The sequence below is a fragment of the Bradyrhizobium sp. F1.4.3 genome, assembly GCF_040548375.1.
Classification (GTDB): Bacteria; Pseudomonadota; Alphaproteobacteria; order Rhizobiales; family Xanthobacteraceae; genus Bradyrhizobium.
Map to the genome: position 1 here is coordinate 42,427 of NZ_JBEPRN010000023.1, position 21,234 is coordinate 63,660.

A 21,234-nucleotide genomic window follows, 5' to 3' on the forward strand; every position below is an offset into this window, starting at 1 on the left:
TCATATTGGTTTTCTTCGGCATGACAGATCACAGCACTGCACCCGACTCGCCACCGGCCGACACTTGGACGCTCGCCAACGCCAAGGCGCGACTGTCCGAGGTGATCGACCGTGCCCAAAGCGGCCCCCAGATCATCACCCGTCACGGCAAGCCCAATGCCGTGATCGTTTCCGCCGAGGAATGGGCGCGCAAGACCGCGCGCATAGGCACGCTGGCCGAATTCCTGTTGGCCTCGCCGCTGCGCGGCGCCGACCTCGAGCTTGAGCGCATGCACGACGCGCCACGCGACGAGATGCCGTGAACCTGCTGCTCGACACCAACGTGCTGTCGGAGGTTCAGCGGCCGGCGCCCGATCCAAAAGTTCTGGCCTGGCTGGACGGCGTCGACGAGGATCGTGCATTCATCAGCGTTGCATCGATCGCCGAGCTTCGCCGCGGCATCGCATTGCTGGAGGACGGTCGTTGGCGCGCGGCACTTGCCGCCTGGCTCGCCCATGATTTGCCGGCACGGTTTGCCGGGCGCATCCTGCCGATCGACCACGCCGTGGCCGAGCGCTGGGGCGACTTGATGGCGCTGAGCCGCAGAAGCGGCGTTGCCCTGTCCGTCATGGATGGCCTCTTTGCAGCGACCGCGCTCGCAGACAACCTCACGCTCGTCACGCGCAATGTGAGGGATTTCGCGGCATTCGGCATCCCGCTACTCAACCCGTGGGACGACGCACAAGATCCTAACGCAGCCTGACCACCGGCGCCGCTTCCTGGACGGGCTCGGGCGCCGCATCATCGACATCCCCCGCGCCCTTCGGCATCGCCTCCATCACCTCAATGCCCTTGCTGTGGCAGATGGTGGCGAGGCGCTCGGGCAGTTCCTGGTCGGTCACGAAGGTCTGGATCTGGCTGATATGCGCGATGCGCACCGGCGCGCTGCGCCTCAGCTTCGTGGAATCGGCAACAAGCATGACGCTGCGGGCATTCGCGATGATGGCTTGCGCCACCTGCACCTCGCGATAGTCGAAGTCGAGCAACGCGCCCTCCTCGTCGATCGCCGACGCACCGATGATGGCGTAGTCGACCTTGAACTGGCCGATCAGCTGCGTCGCAGTCGAGCCGACCACGGCGCCGTCGGCGCGCCGCACCGTGCCGCCGGCGACCACCACCTCGATGCGGGGATGGCGGTAGAGCAGCATCGCGACGTTGAGATTGTTGGTGATGACGAGCAGATCCTCATGCGAGGTCAGCGCGCTCGCGACCTCCTCCGTCGTGGTGCCGATGTTGATGAACAGCGAGCAGCCGTTCGGGATCAGCGAGGCCGCCGCAGCGCCAATCGCCTTCTTCTCGTCGGCGGCGACGAAGCGGCGCGCCTCGTAAGCGAGGTTTTCGACACCGGAGGCGATGATGGCGCCGCCATGGATACGGGTCAGCGAGCGGCGCTCGCAGAGATCGTTGAGATCCTTGCGGATGGTCTGCGCCGAGACTTCGAACCGGCGCGCCAGCTCCTCGACCATGACGCGGCCCGAGGCGCGCGCGATGTTGAGGATTTCGGCTTGGCGATGGGTCAATCCGGTCACGACGATGGCCTCAAATCAGAATGATGCATGGTGCGGCGGTTCACGGGTGCCGTCAATGCGCGAGCGGATCACGGGTTAACGGATGAGGCCCTCACCACGCCATGGTGCTGGCAAGGCGCGCGAGCAGGTCCGGATCGTCGAAGGCGCTTGCCGAGGCGATCGCGCCGGCGCCAACAAGGTCAGCATGGCTGAGGCTGGTCCGGATGCCGATGGTCGGAATGCCGGCCGCAGCGGCCGATTGCACGCCGGAGCGGGAATCCTCGAACGCGATCGAGGCCGCCGCGCTGGCGCCGACGAAGCGCAATCCTTCCTGATAGGGCAGCGGATGCGGCTTGCCGTGCAGCAGCTCGTCGCCGATCACGATCGCCTTGAACCGCTGCGTGATGCCGAGGCCGGACAACAGCAATTCGGCATTGAGGCGCGGCGCGTTGGTGACGGCGACCATGGGAACGCCGGCGGCGTCCGCGCGGTCGAGCAGCGCCATCAGACCCGGCAGCGGTTCGATCTGGCCGACGACCAGTGTGCGAAAGACCGCCTCTTTCTCGCCGAGGATTGCGGCGCGCCGCTCCAATGTCTCGTCGGCCAAGAAGCGCTCGCCGATCGACACGTTGGCGAAGCCTTGCAGCTCCTTCGAGAAGCGCGCGTGATCGAAGACATGGCCGCGCGGGCCAAGCACCTGGTTGAAGGCTTTCAGGTGCAACGGGTCGGTGTTGGCAAGCGTGCCGTCGATGTCGAACAGCAACGCCTTGCTCATCTCCCTGCCAATCGCCTCATTCATTTCCGTACTTTCCCAAATGCGCGATGCATCGATGCGAAAGACGTATCAATACAGCCCCGATCGCGCAATGACGCTTGCGCATGACGACCACGCGACACTCGACAAAGCCGCGCGCGGCTGCAACACTGACCGCAAGATCAAAAAGGAGGAAACGATGACGATCAACCGGCGCGAGCTGTCTATCTCAGGTCTGGCTCTCTCGACTCTTGCCGTTTCGGCCCTTGCCGTCTCGGGTCTTGCGCTCGCAACGCCGGCTGCGTCAGCGGACGAAGAGGCCGTGGCGAAAAAGGTCGAGGCCTTCCGCCTCGCCCAGATTGCCTCCGATCCCAAGGCGCTCGGCGCGCTGTGCTGGGACGATCTCAGCTACAGCCATTCCAGCGGCAAGGTCGAGGACAAGGCGACCTTCATCACCAATGCCACCGACGGCAAATCGAAATTCCTGTCGATCGAATACAAGGACCCGACCATCAAGGTCGTCGGCCCCGCCGCGATCGTGCGCTTCCACTGGATCGCGGAACAGGAAATGGCGGCCGATGGGAAAAAAGTGCCGACCAACCTTCACATCCTGATGAACTGGCAGAAGCAGGGCGACGACTGGAAGCTGCTCTCGCGGGCGGCGACGAAATTGTGATCGGCGGTGTCATTCCGGGACGCGCCGGAAGGCGCGGGCCCGGAATCCATTCATCGACATTTTATGCAGCGCAATGGATTCCGGGCTCGCGCTACGCGCGCCCCGGAATGACGGAAGTTACGCCGCTTCCTTCACATCACCGTTAACCAGCTTGCGCGCGGCGCGCTCGGCTTCGCGGGCGTTGCGGAAGAGCTGGCCTTCGAGGCGGTTGAAGCGGTGGGATGAGGCGAAGAAGCAGTAGCCTCCCTCGCTGCGAACGACAATACCTGCGGTCTGTGAATTGACTTCGATGATGTAGCTATCCGGCATGGCCCGTAGATCCTCAGTGCGGGCAAATAACGACAACTCTGCCCAAAGGTTCCAAAGGGCAAATCGGCCGTTTCCACCCCGAATCGACACGCAACTGAGTACGCCCGGACCTCATCCGTTTTATGACCCGTTCTTGGCAAAGCCGCGGCGCGTTGACTCACTCACGCCGCGTTTGGCCTATGCTGCACGTCTTCGCGAGATGGGCGTAACGCCGCGCGATACTAGGTCGCGATCGGCGGATCGGTCCGGCTGATTGGCTGTGGGCGTCCATGGTCGTCGATCGACACGTAGGTGAAGTTGCCGTCGGTGACGAGGAACGGATGCTCCTCCCTGCGGCGCAGCGCCCAGGCTTCGAGATGCACAGTCATGGATGTGCGCCCGACGCGCACGAGATTGGCATGGACCGAGACGAGGTCACCAACATAGACGGCCTTGCGAAAATTCATCGCCTCGATCGCGACCGTCACTGTGCGCGACTTCGCGACCTTTGAAGCGAACACGCCGCCGCCGACATCCATCTGGCTGAGCAGCCAGCCGCCAAAGATGTCGCCATTCGCATTGGTGTCGGCGGGCATCGCCAGCGTGCGGATGCAAAGATCGCCGCTCGGCTCGGTATTCCCTTGTTCGCTCATGCCTCCCTCATTTGAAATTTGCTCACTTGAAATTGTCCCAGCCCGGATCCGGCGCGAAGCGTCCACCAAATCGTTCGGCGAGCGCGCGCAGGGTGGATACCACGTCATCCACGCCGCGCGTGCGCGCATAGTTCAACGGACCGCCGCGGAACGGTGCATAGCCGGTGCCGAAGATCATCGCGCCGTCGACCGCATCGGCATCGTCGACGATGCCCTCGCGCAGGGCCGCGACGCAGACATTGGACATCGGCAGCACCAGGCGATCGATCATCTGGTCTGTCACGCGCGGACCTGTCTCGGGCAACGGCGCCTTCTCGGCCTTGCCGTCCGTCCAGGTGTAAAAACCCTTGCCGGTCTTGCGGCCGAGCTCGCCTTTGGCGACTTTTTCCCGCAACCAGGCCGGCGTCGGCGGCAAGAGATCGCCGAACTTGGTGCGCAACATGTCGCCGTCGAGGCAGATGTCGAGACCGACCTGATCGGCCAGTTCGATCGGCCCCATCGGCATGCCGAACTGTTCGGCAGCGGCGTCGATCAGGCGCTGGTCGGTCTTCTCGTCCAGCATCACCATCGCCTCCAGCATGTAGGGCGTCAGCGCGCGGTTGACGAGGAAGCCAGGCGAGCTCTTCACCGACAACGGCAGGCGGTCGATCGCACCGACGAAGGCGAGCGCCTCCTTCAATACCTGTTCATCGTTGCCGTCATGGCTGACGACCTCGACCAGTTGCAGCCGCGACACCGGGTTGAAGAAGTGCAGGCCGACGAGCCGTTCCGGCCGCGCCAGGCCGATGCGCAAATCCTGAAGCGGGATGCTCGAGGTGTTGGTCGAAAGAATCGCACCCGGCTTCATCTTCGGCTCGAGCCCGGCATAGACCTTCTGCTTGAGCTCGAGCTTTTCCGGCACCGCCTCGATGATGAGATCGGCGTTGCGGACACCCTCGCCATCCATGTCGGGGATCAGGCGATCGAGCGCGTCGCGCACCTCGGTCGGCTTGCGGATGATCTTGCCGTAAAGTTCGGCGGCGCGCTTCACCGCGCCGGCGATCGGCTCCGCTTTCATATCGGCGAGCGAGACGCGCATGCCCTGTCCTGCACACCAGGCTGCGATGTCGCCGCCCATGGCGCCGGCGCCGATGACATGGACGTGCTTGATCATATTGCCGATGCCTGCGGCCTTCTTCATCTGCTCACGCAGGAAGAACACGCGGATCAGATTCTGCGCGGTCGGCGTCACCATCAATTTGGCGAACGACGCCTGCTCGGCTCTCAGCATCGCGGCCTTGCTGCCGCCATGCGCCTCCCAGAGATCGATCAGCGCATAAGGCGCGGGATAATGCTCGCGTGGCGCCGCCTTCGCCGCCTCCGAGCGCATGCGCTTGGCGAGCAGCCCGCGCACCGGTCCGAAATTGGCCGCGCGGGTGAGAAGGCCCGGCCGCGCCCGCTTCAGCCGGCCGAACAGCGCGTCCTTCACCGCGTTGCGGACGTGCCGCTCCTGCGTCACGGTGTCGACGAGGCCAAGCGACTTGGCGCGGCGCGCATCGATGGTGCGGCCGGTCAGCATCAACGCCATCGACTGGGTCGGATTGACCAGCGCGGTGAAGCGTGCAGTACCGCCGAGACCGGGATGCAGGCCCAGCATCACCTCCGGGAAGCCGAAGCGCGCGCCGTCGATGGCGATGCGCGACTGGCAGGCGAGCGCGACCTCGAGCCCACCGCCGAGGCAGAAGCCATGGATCACCGCGACGGTCGGAAGTTTCAGCGCCTCCAGATGATCGACCACCGCATGCGCGGCGTGGATGCGCGTTTCCACCATCGCGGGATCATTCGCGCCGCGGAATTCGTTGACGTCGGCACCCGCAATGAAGCCGGACGGCTTTGCCGAGCGGATCACGAGGCCGGCGGGACGCTCGGTCTCGATCGCCGCGAGCACGGCGTCGAGCTCCTCCATCACGTCGGCGGACAGCGTGTTAGCGCTGGCGTCAGTGCGGTCGAACAGCAGCCAGGCAACACCGTCGGCATCGCGCGTCAGCTTGAAGTTCTTGTACGGACCGTCGGCCGCGGGTTGGGGCCCGAGTTCCAGCACGCGGTTACCGAGCGCGGTCATGATCTTCGAATCCATGGTCACACCGCCTCGATCAGCATCGCGCCACCGAGACCGCCGCCGATGCATTCGGTGGCAACCCCGCGTCGCGTGCCGAGCCGCTTCATCGCATTGACGAGATGCAGCACGATGCGATTGCCGGAGGTGCCGACGGGATGGCCGAGCGAGATCGCACCGCCGTCAACGTTGAGCCTGTCGCGATCGATCTCGCCGGCCGCGCCATCGAGGCCGAGAATCTCGCGGCAGAATTTTTCGTCGTTCCAGGCGGCGAGACAGCCGAGCACCTGCGTGGCGAAGGCTTCGTTCAATTCCCAGGTCTCGACGTCCTTGATGGTGAGGTTGTTGCGGTTGAGCAGCGGTGTCGCTGACATCACCGGACCAAGCCCCATGATGCTCGGATCGAGCGCGGCCCAATTGCTGTCGATGATGACCGCCTTCGGCGTCAGCCTGTGCTTGGCGACCGCTTCATCGGAGGCGAGGATCACCCAGGAGGCGCCGTCGGTGATCTGCGAGGAATTGCCGGCGGTGACCTGGCCCCAGGGGCGCTCGAACACCGGCTTCAGTTTTGCCAGCGTCTCGGACGAAGAATCCGGGCGGACGCCGTCATCACGGTCGAAGAACTTGCCGTCACGAGAGAACGCGGCCTCGACCTCGCCCTTGAGGAAGCCTTGCGCCTGCGCATTCGCGAGCCGGCGGTGGCTCTCGGCGGCGTAAGCATCTGATTGCGCGCGGGTGATGCCAAAGAGGTGGCCAACGACCTCCGCGGTCTGGCCCATGTTCAATTCGGTGATGGGATCGGTCAGTCCGCGCTCCAGGCCAATGATCGGCTTGAGATAACGCGGCCGCAGTTTGAAGGCAGCGCCCAGCTTCGCGGCAATGCCCTTCGCCGTGGCGAGGCCGGCAAACCAGCGCACGCCGGAATTCGGCCAGACCAGCGGCGCGTGGCTCAGCGCCTCGGTGCCGCCGGCGAGGATCATGTCGTCATGGCCTTCGCGGATGTAGCGGTAGGCTGTGTCGATCGACTGCATGCCTGAGCCGCAATTGATCTGCACGGTGAAGGCGACCATGTCCTCGCCCATGCCGAGCCGGAGTACTGCGACGCGGGCCGGGTTCATCTCGTCGGCGATGACGTTGACGCAGCCGAGGATGACCTGGTCGAACGCCGTGGGCTCAAACGGCTGGCGCGCCAGTAGCGGCCGCCCGCATTGCACGGCGAGATCGACCGGCGTGAACGGCCCGGGCCCCGAGCGTGCTTTCAGAAACGGCGTCCGGCTGCCGTCGACGATGAAAACCGGTCGTGCCATCAGCTCGCCGCCCTCTGTTCACCGAGTTCCTGGAAGAACTGATGCACATCTCCGGTTTTCTTGTAAATCGGCGACAGCGTCTCCGGCGCAAAATCGTCGACCTCGATCACTTTTGCGACAGCCTCGCGGGCTACGGCGAGTTGTTCGCCTTCGGCCTGCGTGATCACGCCCTTGGTCACGGCCTCCTTCCAGTCGCTTAGTTGCGCGGCGCGCATGCGCTTCGCGATCGCATCTGTGCTTACGACCAGTTTGAATGCGCGCTCCAGGCGGGCAAAACCGCCGTCATCGTCGACATGGGCGAGATCAGGCGTGAGGCGGTCGCGTGCGGTCGACGGCTCCAGCACGAGGCTTGCGCATTGGTGCACGACGCGGTCGGACGGGCCGAGCACGCGGGCGCCGAAAGGCTGCACCACGAGCTTGAGGAAGCCGGCGACGAAGCGGTTGGGCAGATTGGCGAGGATCTCCGCAAACCTGTTCTCGATGGTCCTGAAGCCGCTCGCCATGCACCATTCGAGCGCGGCAAAATCCTCCTTCTGCCGGCCCTCGTCCTGCCAGCGCTTCAGTGCGGCCGAGAGCAGATAGAGCTCGGAGAGAATGTCGCCGAAGCGCGCCGACAGCATCTCCTTGCGCTTCAGCGCGCCACCGAGCGTCAGCAGCGCCATGTCGGCGCAAAGCGCGAACGCCGCCGAATAGCGCGAGAGCTGGCGATAGAACTGCGTCGCCTCGCCCGCGTCGGGCGCCGGCGCGAAGGCGCCGAAGGTCCAGCTGCGGCTGAAGGCGCGAAACAGCGTCTGGAAACTGTGGCCGACATGCTTCCAGAATGCGTTGTCAAAAGCGGTGAGCCCGCGCTCGTGATCGGTGTCGGCGAGCGCATTCATCTCGTCGAGCAGGTAGGGATGCGCGCGAATTGCTCCTTGCCCGAACACGATGAGGTTGCGGGTCAGGATATTGGCGCCTTCCACGGTGATGCCGACCGGCACGGCCCGGTGCAGATTGCCGAGATAGTTTTGCGGCCCGTCGATCACGGCCTTGCCGCCATGAATGTCCATGGCGTCGTCGATCGCGACCCGCATCCGCTCGGTCGCGTGCAGCTTCATGATGCCGGAGATAACGGCCGGATGAACACCGGCATTCAGCGCCGCGCAGGTGAACCGGCGCGCCGCGTCGAGCTGATAGGCGGTCGCAACGATGCGCGCGAGCGGCTCCTCGACGCCTTCGAATTTGGAGATGGAGATGCCGAACTGCTCGCGGATGCGGGCATAGGCACCGGTGGTGCGCGCCGCATAGGCGGCGCCTGCGGCCGACAGCGACGGCAGCGAAATGCCACGGCCGGCGGCGAGCGCCGTCATCAGCATCTTCCAGCCCTGCCCCAGCCGCCCCTCACCGCCGATGACGTAGTCGAGCGGGATGAAGACGTCGCGGCCCCAATTCGGGCCGTTCTGAAACACCTGCATCGACGGCAAATGGCGATGGCCAATCTCGACGCCGGGCAGATTGGTCGGGATCAGCGCCACGCTGATGCCAAGCTCTTCCACATTGCCCACGAGGTGATCGGGATCATAGGCCTTGAAGGCGAGGCCAAGCAGCGTCGCGACGGGACCGAGCGTGATGTAGCGCTTGTGCCAGTTCAGCTTCAGGCCCAAGACCTCCTGCCCCTCGAAGATGCCCTTGCAGATGATGCCGGTGTCGATCATCGAGGCAGCGTCGGAGCCGGCTTCCGGACTGGTGAGGCCGAAGCAGGGAATGTCGCGGCCGTCGGCGAGCCGCGGCAGCCAGCGCTCCTGCTGCTCCTTGGTGCCGAAGCGCATCAGGAGCTCGCCGGGCCCGAGCGAGTTCGGCACCATCACCGTGACGGCGGCCGCGATCGAGCGGGTCGAGATCTTGCGCACGACTTCCGAATGCGCATAGGGCGAGAAGCCCAAGCCGCCGAATTCCTTCGGAATGATCATGCCGAAGAATTTCTCGCGCTTGATGAAGGCCCACGCGTCCTGCGGCAGGTCACGCCATTCCCAAAAAATCTTCCACTCGTCGAGCATGGCGCAGAGTCCGTCGACCGGGCCGGTGAGGAAGGCCTGCTCCTCGTCGGTCAGCGTGGCCGGTGGCACCTTCAGCAGTTTCGACCAGTCGGGATTGCCGGTGAAGAGATCGGCGTCCCACCAGACATCGCCGGCTTCCAGCGCCGCACGCTCGGTATCCGACATCGCCGGCAGCACGCCGCGCGCCCAGGAGAAGATCGGTTTTGTGATGGTATCGCGGCGGAAGCTCATGGCTGACCTCATGCATCGGCGCGGTTGACCGACATTTTAGCGGAAAGTGAGTGGCAGAAGTGAACACTTCGCGAGCAAAAAGCAGCGAATTGACGCGGCCGGGCGGCCGCCCCGGGGCCGATAACGGCCGGGGTGCGGTGCGAGTTCCGGGAGGGTGGGGATGGGTCTAATGCCCCACTCGCCATTCCGGGGCGCGCCAATAGGCGCGAGCCCGGAATCCATACTCACTCACGATCGTGGTTATGGATTCTCAGATGCGCAATTGCGCATCATAGCTCGACGCTTGCGCGTCGCCCCGGAATGACGGCGTAGAGAGAGGCGTGCCTAGTCCGGCCGAATCATCTCGAACATGTTTTCCGGCTTGACCTCAAAATAGTCGCCGCTGCGGCCGGCGCGGACGATCGGTCGGGCGGCGGCGGTCTGGTAGACGCCGTCCTTGATCATGGCCTTGTCGATGTGGACGGCGACGACCTCGCCGAGCGTCAGCCACGCGTTGGCCTCCTTGCCGTCGGCGCCCTTGAGGCGGACGACGTCGGCGACCTTGCACTCGAAGGCGACCGGGCTCTCGCCGACACGCGGCACGTTGACGAGCTTGCCGGGCACGGCGGTCAACCCCGCGATCTTGAACTCGTCGACCTCAGGGGCGACATGCGCCGCGGTCGCGTTCATATGCCTGGCCAGATCCATGGTGGCGAGATTCCAGACGAATTCGCCGGTCTGCTGGATGTTCTCGACCGTGTCCTTCCAGTTGGTGGAGGAGAAGCCGATGATCGGCGGCACGTAGCAGAAGGCGTTGAAGAAGCTGTAGGGCGCGAGATTGACGTGGCCCTTGGTATCGCGCGACGAAATCCAGCCGATCGGCCGCGGCGCGATGATGGCGTTGAAGGGATCGTGCTTGAGGCCATGGCCCTTGGAGGGTTCGTAGAAATGGAGGTCTTTGTCGGTCACGCTGGGCCTTTCCTAGTCCTGGGAGCCCGGATGGAGCGAAGCGTAATCCGGGTCCGCAAGCGCAACGCTGAATCATCCCGGATTGCGCTTCGCTCCATCCGGGCCACGTCGGCCTTGCTTATAGGAGGAATTCCAATACCCGTCAGTGGCGCGGGGACAGACCGGCGATGACGAAATCGATCATCTGGTCGATGGTCGGGCCCGGCTTGGTGGCGCACTGGGCGATCATCTGGGGGTGGAAGAAGCGCATCATCGCGGTGCAGGCGCACATCGAGGCCAGCTGCAGGTCCGGCGCCTCGAACTCGCCGGAGGCGACGCCTTGCGCGATCATCTGGCCGATCGCCGTGGTGATCAGCTCCATATGGGCGACGCAGACCTCCCAGTCCTCCTGCATCGCGATCTCGACCATCTCGTGCAGCTTGTTGTCGCCGACGTAACGCTCGGTGTTCATGCGATGGATGGTGGTGAGCAGCTCGCGGAAGCGCTCCAGCACCGGACCGGGCCTGGCCACGATCCGCTGGGCCTCGAACTCGACCTCGCCCATCAGTGAACGGGCCACCGACTGGTGAATCGCCTTCTTCGATTCGAAGAAGCGATAGACGTTGGCGGGGCTCATCCTGAGCTCCTTGGCGATGTCGCCGACCGTGGTCTTCTGGTAGCCGATCTGGCGGAACAGCCGCTCGGCCACCTCGAGAATACGATCCCGGGTGTCGACTTCGATATGTTCCGAAATAAGGGCCATCAGTCAGGACTCGTTCGTCAGCAGTCTTCTCATTTATTCAGCCGCTTCAGCAAGCGGAATTGCGGGATGCTCATCGCTGCCATGCTGCGGCGCGGCAGGCTGCTCGGGGGTGCCCGCCTCGTCCAGGCTCTTCCTGAACCACAGGGCGTAGAGGCCCGGCAGGTACAGCAGCGTCAGGAATGTCGCGACAAACAGGCCTCCCATGATCGTGATCGCCATCGGGCCCCAGAAGGCCGAGCGCGACAGCGGGATCATGGCCAGGATCGCGGCGAGCGCCGTCAGCACCACCGGCCGGGCGCGGCGGACAGTTGCCTCCACGATCGCCTCACGGCGGGTCAAGCCGTGAGAAACATCGGTCTCGATCTGGTCGACCAGGATGACCGCGTTGCGCATGATCATGCCGGCGAGCGCGATCAGGCCAAGCAGCGCCACGAAGCCGAACGGGGCGTTGGCGACGTTGAGCCCGAAGGAGGCGCCGACGATGCCGAGTGGCGCGGTCAGGAACACCAGGATCAGCCGCGAGAAGCTCTGGAGCTGGATCATCAGCAGCGTCAGCATCACCATGACCATCACCGGGAAGAGGATGAAGATCGAGGCGTTGCCCTTGGCGGACTCTTCGAACGCTCCACCCGGCTCGATGCGGTAGGCCGGCTCGAGGTTGTCCTGGATCGCCTTCAGCTTCGGCGAGATCTGGTTGGTGACATCAGGCGCCTGCACGCCGTCGACGACGTCGGAGCGCACCGTGATCGCCATGTCGCGGTTGCGCCGCCACATGATCGGCTCCTCGTGGGCATACTCGATCTTGGCGATCTGCTGGAGCGGCACGGCAACGCCACCCTGCGAGGTGATGGTGAGATCGCCGACACCACCGAGGTCGAGGCGTTCGGACGGGATCGCGCGGGCGACCACGCCGACCTTCTCGATGCCGTCGCGCACGGTCGTGACCTGCGCGCCCGAGATCAGCATCGACAGCGCCTGCGACACATCCTGCGGGGTTAGGCCCATGGCGCGGGCGCGATCCTGGTCGACGACGAGCTTCAGGTAAGGCGACTGTTCGTTCCAGTCGAGCTGGACCTCCTTGACGCTCTTGTTCTCGCGCATGACGTCGCGGACCTGGTAGGCGATCTCGCGCACCTTGTTGGCATCGGGGCCGATCACGCGGAACTGCACGGGAAAGCCGACCGGCGGGCCGAAGTTGAAGCGGTCGACGCGCACGCGCGCTTCCGTCAGCATGCCGTCGGCGACCGCGCCCTCGATCTTGGCCTTGACGCGCTCGCGCGCCTCGACGCCCTTGGCGACGATGACGATCTCGGCAAAGGCCTCGTTCGGAAGCTGCGGATTGAGGCCGAGCCAGAAGCGCGGCGAACCTTGGCCGACATAGGCGGTATAGGTGTCGATATCCTTGTCGTCCTTCAGCAACGTCTCGGCCTTCTTCACGGCCTTCACGGTGACGTTGAAGGCGGTGCCTTCCGGCATGCGAAGCTGGAGGAACAGCTCTGGCCGCTCCGACAGCGGGAAGAACTGCTGCTGGACATGACCGAAGCCGACGATCGAGGCGACGAAGACGCCGACGGTCGCGACCACCACGGTGATGCGGTGGTTGACGCACCACTGCACGATGGCGCGCAGGCCGCGGTACATGCGGGTCTCATAGACCGCGTGCGGATCGTGGTTGTGGTGCACCTTGATGTTGGGCAGCAGCATGACGCCGATATAGGGCGTGAAGATCACCGCCACGAACCAGGAGGCGACCAGCGCGATCGCCACGATCCAGAAGATGCTGCCGGCATATTCGCCGACCGCGGAATTGGCAAAGCCGATGGGGAGGAAGCCAGCGGCCGTGACCAGCGTTCCCGTGAGCATCGGAAACGCGGTGGATTCCCAGGCAAAGGATGCGGCGCGCATGCGGTCCCAGCCCTGCTCCATCTTCACCACCATCATTTCGACCGCGATGATGGCGTCGTCGACGAGCAGGCCGAGCGCGATGATCAGCGCGCCGAGCGTGATGCGGTGCAGGTCGAGCGACATCGTGTTCATGACGATGAAAACGATGCCGAGCACCAGCGGCACCGACAGCGCGACCACGATGCCGGTGCGCCAGCCGAGCGCCAGGAACGACACGAACAGCACGATGACGAGGGCTTCCATGAAGGAGTGCACGAACTCGCCGATGGCGTGCTCGACCACCTTGGGCTGGTCGGCGATGAGCCGAACGTCGACACCGTGCGGCACGGCCTTCATGAATTCGGCCGTCGCCTTCTCGACCTCCTTGCCGAGATCGAGAATGTTGGCGCCTTTGGCGGTGACGACACCGATGCCGATGGCGGGCTTGCCTTCCTGGCGCACGATGAAGCTCGGCGGATCGACGTAGCCATGGGTGACGGTGGCGATGTCACCCAGGCGGAACACGCGGCCGTTGCTCTCGACTGGCGTCTCGGCGACGGCCTTGGCACCATCAAGCGCACCGGTGACGCGCAGCGGCACGCGCTGCGACGAGGTCTCGACCGTGCCGGCCGGCGTCACGTTGTTCTGCTTGGCGAGCGAGTCGAACAGCGCCTGCGGCGTGATGCCGAGGGTGGCGAGCTTCGCATGCGAAAACTCGACGAAGATGCGCTCGTCCTGATTGCCATAGACGTCGACCTTGGTCACGCCGGGCACTTTCAGCAAGCGCTGGCGGAAGCCCTCGGAGACCTTCTTGAGCTGGGCATAGTCGGCGCCGTCGCCGGTCATCATGTAGAGGATCGAATCGACGTCGGAGAACTCGTCGTTGACGACCGGTCCCAGAATGCCCGCGGGCAACTGCCCCTGCACGTCGACCAGCTTCTTGCGCAGGAGATAGAAGAGATAGGGCACGTCCTTCGGCGGCGTGGAGTCGCGGAAGGTCACCTGGAGCGCGGTGAAGGCCGGCTTGGAGTAGGTCTGCACCTTCTCGAAATAGGGCAGCTCCTGGAGCTTCTTCTCGATGGGATCGGCGACCTGCGCCTGCATCTCCTGGGCGGTCGCGCCCGGCCAGATCACGGAGACGTTGACCACCTTCACCGTGAAGAACGGATCCTCGGCCCGCCCGAGCTTCTGATAGGAGAAGAAGCCGGCGACGCCGAGCACCAGCATCAGGAACAGCACCAGCGTCGGATGGCTGACGGCCCAGGCTGAAAGGTTGAAGCGCTTCATCGCTCTCTCCGAAAAGACGATCCAATTGCCAAAACGACAGCCGCTCTGTTCAACCCGTCGTCGCGAGGCAGCGAAGCAATCCAGGGGGCTGGGCAGGTTCTGGATCGCTTCGCCGCTTCAGCCTTCGCATTTGCGCTCAGGCCGAAACTCACCTCACACGACGGAACTCGAGAAAAAGTCTTAGAAGGACAGTGACGAGACGATCCGAACCTTCTGGCTCGGATCGAGCTTCTGCACGCCGAGCGCAACGATCTTGGCACCCTCTTCGACGCCGCTGGTGATGACGACGTCGTTGCTCTCGTAAGCCTTCACCGCGACCGGCTTCAGCGTGACCGCGCCGTTGTCGTCGACGACGTAGAAGGAGGGCTTGCCGCCCTCGTTGAACAGCGCCGACAGCGGCAGCCGCGCAACGCGCTCGGTGGCGGCATCCGACAGCGTCAGCGTCGCGGTCATGCCGAGCGAAACCTTGTCGTCGGCCTCGGGCAGCGAGAATTTTGCGAGATAGGTGCGCGTCGCGGAATCCGCGGTTGGCGCAATCTCGCGCAGCTTGGCCGTATATTTCTTGCCCGGCTCCGACCAAAGAGTGACGCTGGCGGCGCCCGACTTGGCACGTCCGACCAGCGTCTCAGGGATCGCGACGACCGCTTCCTTCTCGGCAAAGCGGGCGACGCGGATCGAAGTCTGGCCTGCGGCAACCACCTGGCCGGGCTCGATCAGCGTTGCGGTGACGACGCCACGGGCGTCGGCGTTGAGCGTCGCGTAGGAAAGGGAATTGTTGGTCAGCTCGACCGAGCGCTCGGCCCGGTTCAGGCGCGCACGGGCCTCGTCGGCGGCGGCGCGGCTCGAATCCATCGCCGCATCCGTGGTCCAGCCCTTGGCCTTCAGATCCTTGGCGCGCTGCTCGGCGGCGGCGGCCTGCGCCAGCACGCCGGTCGCAGCGGTCTGCTCGGCAACGGCCTGCTCGGCCTGAAGCTTCAGGTCGATCTCATCGAGGGTGGCGAGCGGCTGGCCGATTTCGACGGTCTGGCCGACCTCGACCAGGCGCTTGGCAACCTTGCCGGCGACGCGGAAGCCGAGATCGCTCTCGATCCGGGGGCGAACGGTGCCGACGAAGCTGCGCTCCGGGGTCTCGGCATCATAATGAGCAGTCGCGACCAGAACCGGCCGCGGTGGCTCGGCCTTCTGGGCGACGGTGTCATTGCATCCGGCCAGGGAGGCTGCCATCAGGGCCAGCGACACACCTGCCAAGAGTCTGGAATAGCTCGATAAAACTGACCGGACGAACATCGGAGGGCACTCCTGCGGCTGCAATGAGAGGAATGTCGACTAATCACTGATGAAAGTCAATAATCGTCAGTCATCAGGAAAGCGTGATCGTTAAGAGGCGGTAGGGATCAGGGATAGCCGCAGCTCGGAAGGTGCCATTATAGGGTGGGCAAAGCGAAACGTGCCCACCACCTCAGGCTCGGGGCGAGATGGTGGGCACGGCGCGCGAAGTACGCGCCTTTGCCCACCCTACGAAGTTGGCCTTCGCCAGGCCGACGTCTGGAGGCTACCGCCCCTGCTCGGCGAACTCGTGCTTGCTCTCGTGGCCGCCGATGAAGACGAGGATGCCGGCGATCAAAGGCAACACAGCGAGCACCAGCAGACCCGTCGATGTCTCGCCGGTTGCTTCCTTGACCCAGCCAATCAGATACGGCCCGCCGAAGCCGGCGAGATTGCCGATCGAGTTGATCAGCGCGATGGCGCCGGCGGCCGCCGTGCCGGACAGCCAGGCGGTCGGCAAGGTCCAGAACACGCCGAAGCAGCAGAACACGCCGATCGCGGCGACCGTCAGCACCACCATCGTCATGGTGGGATCGGTGAGGTAGCTGGAGACGGCGAGCGCGACGGCGGTGAGCAGCAAGGGCGCACCGACATGCATCACGCGCTCGCGATTCGCATCCGAATGCCGCGCCCACAGGATCATTGCAACGGTGCCGAACAAATACGGGATCGCGGTGACGAAACCGGTCTGCGCGTTGGTGAGGCCGAACGCCTTGATGATCTGCGGCAGCCAGAACTGCATGCCATAGAGCGCGCCGACGAAGCCGAAATAGACCAGGCTCAGCATGATCACCTTCGGCGAGGACAGGGCTTCACCGAGCGACAAATGCTTCACCGCCTGCTTGGCGGCGATCTCGGAATCGAGCCTCGCCTTCAGCCAGGCCTTCTGCTCGGCCGAGAGCCAGTCGGCCTTCTCCGGCCGGTCGGTAAGATAGAACCAGGTGACGATGCCGAGCAGCACCGAGGGGATGCCTTCGAGAACGAACAGCCACTGCCAGCCCTTCAGGCCCATCGCGCCGTCGAGCCCGAGCAACATGCCCGAGACCGGCGCGCCGATCACGGTGGAGACCGGGACGGCGATGGCGAAGGCCGCCAGGAAGCGCGCGCGATACTCGGCCGGATACCAATAGGTGAGATAGAGAATGATGCCGGGGAAGAACCCGGCCTCGGCCACGCCCAGCAGGAAGCGCAGGACGTAGAAGCTGGTCACGCCGTTCACCAGCGCCATCAGTGCCGAGATGATGCCCCAGGTGACCATGATGCGGGCGATCCAGCGGCTGGCGCCGAACTTTTCCAGCGCCAGATTGCTCGGCACCTCGAAGATGAAATAGCCGATGAAGAAGATGCCGGCGCCCCAGGAGAAGATCAGCGGCGTGAACTTCAGCTCGGCATTCATGGTCAGCGCGGCGAAGCCGAGATTGACGCGGTCGAGATAGGAGAAGAAGTAGGCCAGCACCAGGAACGGAATCAGGCGCCAGGAGATGGCGCGGATGGTCGAGGTCTCGATTTCCGTCTTGGCACCGCCGGCGGAACCGGCATAGGTCGTGGTCTGGCTCATGGCTTCCCCCGAATTGTTGCTTTTGTGAGCTGATCCGGGGTTTTCAGCATCGCGGACCAAGAGTCAATGGAGCAAGCAATACACGGGGCGCAGCCGGATAAACCCATTGCGTCGCGACAGAGGCCGCTGATCCGTGCCGCCCTGGCGCTGGTCGTGATCGTCTGCGGGCTGTCCTTGCGCTGGTACGGCTTTCCGCTCGGGCTTCCCGCTTTCGTGGTGAAGTATGGCGGCTCGCTGTTGTGGGCGACCATGATGTTCCTGCTGGTCGGGGCTTGCTGCCGCGGCTGACTCGGACGCAGATCGCGGCCATCGCGGCAGCGATTGCTGTCGTCGTCGAATTCTCCCGACTGGTGCATGCGCCGTGGCTCGACGCGTTCCGGCTGACGACCGCAGGCGCACTGCTGTTGGGCCGAATCTTTTCGCTGTGGAATTTGGTCGCCCACCTCATCGGTATCGTGGCCGGCGTCTGGCTCGACGGCCGTGTCGCGAGCTTCGCCCAGGACCGGATCCTGCCTCGACGCAGCAGGCTCAATTCGCAAGAGGCTGGCTCGACCCGCGAATGATCAACTGCGTCGGCACGGTGAGACCGCGGCCGCGCTCGATCTCGTCGCCGCGCATCCGCTCCAGCAGCATGGTCGCGGCGTGGCGGCCCATGGCCGCAAGATCCCACTCGATCGCCGTGATCGGCGGCGTGTGCAATTCGGCCAGGTCGGAGTCGCTGCCGGCCACCACCGAAATCCCGTCCCCGACGGCAATGTTCATCGTCCGCAGCGCTCTCAGGCAGCCGCCGAGCATGTCCATCGCCGCGACGAAGAGCGCCGTCGGGGGATTCGCGAGACTCATGAGCGACGCCGTCGCCCGATAGGCGTCTTCGCTCGAGAGCACATTCTCTCGCAACAATCTCGGATCCGGCGTGATGCCCGCCGCCGAACACGCCGCGCGAAATCCCTCCATGCGGCTTCGCGACGGAAAGGCCTTGATGTCGCCGACGAGCATGGCAATCCGCCGATGCCCAAGGCCGAGCAGATGGCTCGTCGCAAGCCGCGCGCCCTGGCGATGATCGGCCGTGACGCGATCGAGCGCCTCGATGCGATCGCGGTCGATGAGCAGGATCGGCATCGGCGCCTCCGACAGCGCTTCGCGCACGTCGCGGTGCTCCTCGTCGCTCAGCGTCATCATCACGCCATCCACCCGGCGCCTGCGGAAGGCGCCCAATAGAGAGATCTCAACGGCGGGGCGGTTGGTCGTGCTCGCCAGAAGCAAGGTGTATCCAGCCTCGCGCAGGACAGCTTCCGCCTCCTTGATGAACAACGCGAAGCGCGGGATGTCGAAATCGCGAATCGCGCAGGCGACGAGCCGCGACCGTCCTGCGCGCATGCTCTGGGCCGTGACATCGACTTCATAGCCGAGATGCGCCATGGCCCCTTTGACGCGCTCGCGCAGCTCTCTGGTCACCGCGGGATGGTCATTGAGCACACGGGATACAGTGCCGACCGCAACACCGGCCTCTCGGGCCACGTCCCTGACTTTTACAGTTTGCGATCGGCGCGACCGTGATGGCATGCCTGCTATATGAACCGGTTCATCATCTCGAGCAAGCTTTTGCGGCCAGCGATGCCGAAAAGTTCGGCATCGGTGCAAATTGCTCCTCAATAATTGGACTTTTGATGAACCGGTTCATTGACTCCGGCACCGGACTCAGCACAATGACGGCAACGCTGAAAGCCGCACGAGGAGACCTCGTCCTCCCGGTCGGACGATTCCGGAGAAGAGCCATGCCGCAGCCAAAGGTCGCCTTTGTTGGATTTGGCGAGGCCGCGCAATGCTTTGCAAAGCATCTCGCGGCGCAGACCGGTGCGCCGATGGTCGCGTTCTGTCGGGGCAAGACCAATGCACCGCCCTACTCGCAGGCCTTTCGCGCGGTGGCGGCCAATTGTGGCGTCACGCTTGTCGAGCGGCTTGACGATCTCTCGGACGCGGACGTGATCTTTTCCGCCGTCGTCGTTGCGGTCGCAGCCGAGACCGGTGAAGCGATTTCCAGCATTATGCGTCCCGGCTGCCTCGTGGTGGACATCAACGCCGCGAGCCCACGAACCAAAAGGCGTGTCGCCGAAGCCGTGGAGGCGCGCGGCGGCGTGTTCGCGGATACGAATCTGATGGGTTCGGTCGACCTCTATGGCGCCGCGGTGCCGCTCTATACCTCCGGCAGCGGCGCCGAGCGCTTCGCAGACATTTTCCGGCCACTCGGTTTCCGCATCGAGGTCGCCGGTCCGGAAGCCGGAACGGCAGCGGCGGTGAAGATGCTGCGGAGCGTGGTGACGAAGGGTATGGAGGCACTGCTGGTCGAGGCCCTGACCGCCGCAACGCTCGCCGGCGTGCGCGAGGAAACCATGCGCGGACTTTGCGCGTCGATGGATGCCACCACATTCAGCAAGTTCCTGGACATGTGCGTCCGCTCCGACGTGCTGCATGCCGAGCGCCGCGCCGTGGAAATGGACGGCGTGGCTGCGGGCCTGCGGGAATTGGGCTTCGATCCCCTGATGACGGCCGCAACGGCGGAACGATTGAAAGTCTCCGCGCGGCTGGGCTTGCGGGAGGAATTTGCGCGACGCCCGGGCTATTCGGCCGACGACGTGCTGGACCGTTATGCGCATGTGGTGTCCGCCCATGGAGGCGAACCACGAGGCTCGCGCGGCGAGCTCAAGCAGGGGCCGTAAAGTGCGGGCCTGACTTTCACTCCGCGAGCTGAAACCGCTCGAAGCGGTCGAGCTCGTCCTCGATCTTCTGCTTCAGTTCCTTTCGCCCCGCCGTCTTCTTCCCCTCCCCGAGCCAGGTCCATTTCTGCATCAGCAGCTTCTTCGCCTGCCGGTCGGTCTTGAGGTCGAGCGCGGCGACGATCTCGTCGCCGACCAGCACGGGCAGTGCGAAATAGCCGAGCTTGCGCTTGGCCTTCGGCACATAGGCTTCGAACAGATGGTTGTAGCCGAAGATGAGATTGGTGCGCTTGCGCTGGATGATCAGGGGATCGAACGGCGAGAGGATGTGGACGAGATCCGGCGACACCTCGCTTGGCTCCAGCGCGGACGGCTGCGCCCAATGCTCCTGCTTGCCGCCGCCGTCGATGGCGACCGGGACGAGCTCGCCGCGACGGACGCGCGAGGCGATCAGGGCTGCGACCGCCTTCTTGCTCGGCGCGTCGAGATGGCAGATCGAATCCAGGCTCACGACGCCCTGCGACCGCAATGCGCGATCGAGCAGATAGGCCGTGATCTCTTTCACTGATGCCGGCTTCGGCAGTCTGTCCCAGCCGAAATGCCGCGTCATCAGCTCATAGGTCTTGAGCATGCCCTGGCGTTCGCTGACGGTCACGACGCCGGTGTAGAAGGCGAGCTGCAACGCCCGCTTCGAGGGCTTTCTGCTCTGCCAGAGGTGCTCCTTCTCGGTGAGCACGTCGTCCTCGATGTCGCGGATCGTCAGCGGGCCGGCGCGCACCAGCCGCATCACCTTGCGCGTGTCGGCCGGCGTCACCGAGGCGTACCATTTGTGCCCTTCGCGGCGGTGCTCGCGCATCGCCGGCAGGAAGAAGCGAAAATCGTTCGCCGGAATGTAGGACAGCGCATGGGTCCAGTATTCGAACACGCTTTTGTCCAGGCTCTGGGCGTCGCGCAGATCGGCGCGGCGGTAGGACGGAATGCGGCTGAACAGGATGTGGTGGTGACAGCGCTCGATCACGTTGATGGTGTCGATCTGCACATAGCCGAGATGAGCGACCGCCTCCGCCACGGCTTGCGCGCCCTCCCCGAACGGCGCGCGCACGTCCAGGCGCTGGGCACGCAGCCAGACCCGCCGGGCCTGTGTCGTCGAGAGCGGAAGGGGTTTTGGTGCGCGGGGCATTGCGAGGT

18 protein-coding genes and 1 pseudogene are annotated in these 21,234 nt (G+C 64.6%); 5 read left to right on the top strand and 14 right to left on the bottom strand.

Features of this window, described 5'->3' with window-relative positions; genetic code table 11:
- Window positions 1–20 precede the first annotated feature (20 nt).
- Both ABIB73_RS34375 and ABIB73_RS34380 read left to right on the top strand, forming a co-directional pair.
- Window positions 21–302 (top strand): type II toxin-antitoxin system Phd/YefM family antitoxin, encoded by a 282-nt coding sequence (locus ABIB73_RS34375; RefSeq protein ID WP_354231546.1) that lies wholly within the window; start codon window positions 21–23, stop codon window positions 300–302.
- The gene (locus ABIB73_RS34380) at window positions 299–742 is read left to right on the top strand and encodes a type II toxin-antitoxin system VapC family toxin (protein ID WP_354231548.1); all 444 of its coding nucleotides are present in this window, start codon (window positions 299–301) and stop codon (window positions 740–742) included. Before ABIB73_RS34375 ends, ABIB73_RS34380 begins: the two co-directional genes overlap by 4 nt.
- On the opposite strand, the gene ABIB73_RS34385 is transcribed toward ABIB73_RS34380, so the two are convergent.
- Window positions 729–1,568 carry a DeoR/GlpR family DNA-binding transcription regulator gene (locus ABIB73_RS34385; protein ID WP_354231550.1) on the bottom strand — a complete coding sequence of 280 codons (840 nt, stop codon included), beginning with the start codon at window positions 1,566–1,568 and terminating at the stop codon, window positions 729–731. The two genes, ABIB73_RS34380 and ABIB73_RS34385, sit on opposite strands and share 14 nt — an antisense overlap.
- Before the next feature lie 91 nt (window positions 1,569–1,659).
- Window positions 1,660–2,346 carry an HAD family hydrolase gene (locus ABIB73_RS34390; protein WP_354231552.1) on the bottom strand — a complete coding sequence of 229 codons (687 nt, stop codon included), beginning with the start codon at window positions 2,344–2,346 and terminating at the stop codon, window positions 1,660–1,662.
- Window positions 2,347–2,500: 154 nt separating this feature from the next.
- Here ABIB73_RS34390 and ABIB73_RS34395 point away from each other — a divergent pair, with 154 nt between their 5' ends.
- Window positions 2,501–2,977: a nuclear transport factor 2 family protein gene (locus tag ABIB73_RS34395; RefSeq protein WP_354231641.1), complete on the top strand. Its 477-nt coding sequence runs from the start codon at window positions 2,501–2,503 to the stop codon at window positions 2,975–2,977.
- 117 nt (window positions 2,978–3,094) lie between these two features.
- Here the strand turns inward: ABIB73_RS34395 and ABIB73_RS34400 are convergent, their stop codons facing one another.
- The 10 genes from ABIB73_RS34400 to ABIB73_RS34445 form a co-directional block, all read right to left on the bottom strand.
- Entirely contained in the window at window positions 3,095–3,286 is a 192-nt protein-coding gene (locus tag ABIB73_RS34400) for a hypothetical protein (protein ID WP_247497106.1), read from the bottom strand.
- Window positions 3,287–3,507: 221 nt separating this feature from the next.
- Window positions 3,508–3,918 carry an acyl-CoA thioesterase gene (locus ABIB73_RS34405; protein ID WP_354231554.1) on the bottom strand — a complete coding sequence of 137 codons (411 nt, stop codon included), beginning with the start codon at window positions 3,916–3,918 and terminating at the stop codon, window positions 3,508–3,510.
- Between the two features lie 22 nt (window positions 3,919–3,940).
- A complete protein-coding gene (locus ABIB73_RS34410; protein WP_354231556.1) occupies window positions 3,941–6,034 on the bottom strand; it encodes a 3-hydroxyacyl-CoA dehydrogenase NAD-binding domain-containing protein in 2,094 nt (697 codons plus the stop codon).
- Window positions 6,035–6,036: 2 nt separating this feature from the next.
- Window positions 6,037–7,320 (bottom strand): acetyl-CoA C-acetyltransferase, encoded by a 1,284-nt coding sequence (locus tag ABIB73_RS34415; RefSeq protein WP_354231558.1) that lies wholly within the window; start codon window positions 7,318–7,320, stop codon window positions 6,037–6,039.
- Window positions 7,320–9,587, bottom strand: a complete 2,268-nt coding sequence (locus ABIB73_RS34420) for an acyl-CoA dehydrogenase (protein WP_354231560.1) — start codon at window positions 9,585–9,587, stop codon at window positions 7,320–7,322. Before ABIB73_RS34420 ends, ABIB73_RS34415 begins: the two co-directional genes overlap by 1 nt.
- 324 nt (window positions 9,588–9,911) lie before the next feature.
- Window positions 9,912–10,535, bottom strand: coding sequence for a flavin reductase family protein (locus ABIB73_RS34425; RefSeq protein ID WP_354231562.1), 624 nt, complete (start codon window positions 10,533–10,535; stop codon window positions 9,912–9,914).
- 142 nt (window positions 10,536–10,677) lie between these two features.
- Window positions 10,678–11,277 carry a TetR/AcrR family transcriptional regulator gene (locus ABIB73_RS34430; RefSeq protein WP_354231564.1) on the bottom strand — a complete coding sequence of 200 codons (600 nt, stop codon included), beginning with the start codon at window positions 11,275–11,277 and terminating at the stop codon, window positions 10,678–10,680.
- A gap of 33 nt (window positions 11,278–11,310) precedes the next feature.
- Entirely contained in the window at window positions 11,311–14,448 is a 3,138-nt protein-coding gene (locus ABIB73_RS34435) for an efflux RND transporter permease subunit (RefSeq protein ID WP_354231566.1), read from the bottom strand.
- 180 nt (window positions 14,449–14,628) lie between these two features.
- Window positions 14,629–15,735 carry an efflux RND transporter periplasmic adaptor subunit gene (locus tag ABIB73_RS34440; protein WP_354231568.1) on the bottom strand — a complete coding sequence of 369 codons (1,107 nt, stop codon included), beginning with the start codon at window positions 15,733–15,735 and terminating at the stop codon, window positions 14,629–14,631.
- 265 nt (window positions 15,736–16,000) lie between these two features.
- The gene (locus tag ABIB73_RS34445; RefSeq protein ID WP_354231570.1) at window positions 16,001–17,332 is read right to left on the bottom strand and encodes an MFS transporter; all 1,332 of its coding nucleotides are present in this window, start codon (window positions 17,330–17,332) and stop codon (window positions 16,001–16,003) included.
- Window positions 17,333–17,410: 78 nt separating this feature from the next.
- Between ABIB73_RS34445 and ABIB73_RS34450 the strand changes: the two are divergent.
- Window positions 17,411–17,895: pseudogene (locus tag ABIB73_RS34450) on the top strand (ribosomal maturation YjgA family protein).
- Here the strand turns inward: ABIB73_RS34450 and ABIB73_RS34455 are convergent.
- Window positions 17,861–18,850, bottom strand: coding sequence for a LacI family DNA-binding transcriptional regulator (locus ABIB73_RS34455; protein ID WP_354231572.1), 990 nt, complete (start codon window positions 18,848–18,850; stop codon window positions 17,861–17,863). The pseudogene ABIB73_RS34450 and the gene ABIB73_RS34455 overlap by 35 nt on opposite strands.
- A 257-nt stretch (window positions 18,851–19,107) precedes the next feature.
- Between ABIB73_RS34455 and ABIB73_RS34460 the strand changes: the two genes are divergently transcribed.
- Complete coding sequence (locus ABIB73_RS34460) at window positions 19,108–20,049, top strand: NAD(P)-dependent oxidoreductase (protein ID WP_354231574.1); 942 nt, start codon at window positions 19,108–19,110, stop codon at window positions 20,047–20,049.
- A gap of 16 nt (window positions 20,050–20,065) precedes the next feature.
- Here the strand turns inward: ABIB73_RS34460 and ABIB73_RS34465 are convergent, their stop codons facing one another.
- On the bottom strand, window positions 20,066–21,226 hold the full coding sequence (locus ABIB73_RS34465) for a winged helix-turn-helix domain-containing protein (protein ID WP_354231576.1): 1,161 nt from the start codon (window positions 21,224–21,226) through the stop codon (window positions 20,066–20,068).
- Window positions 21,227–21,234: the final 8 nt, after the last annotated feature.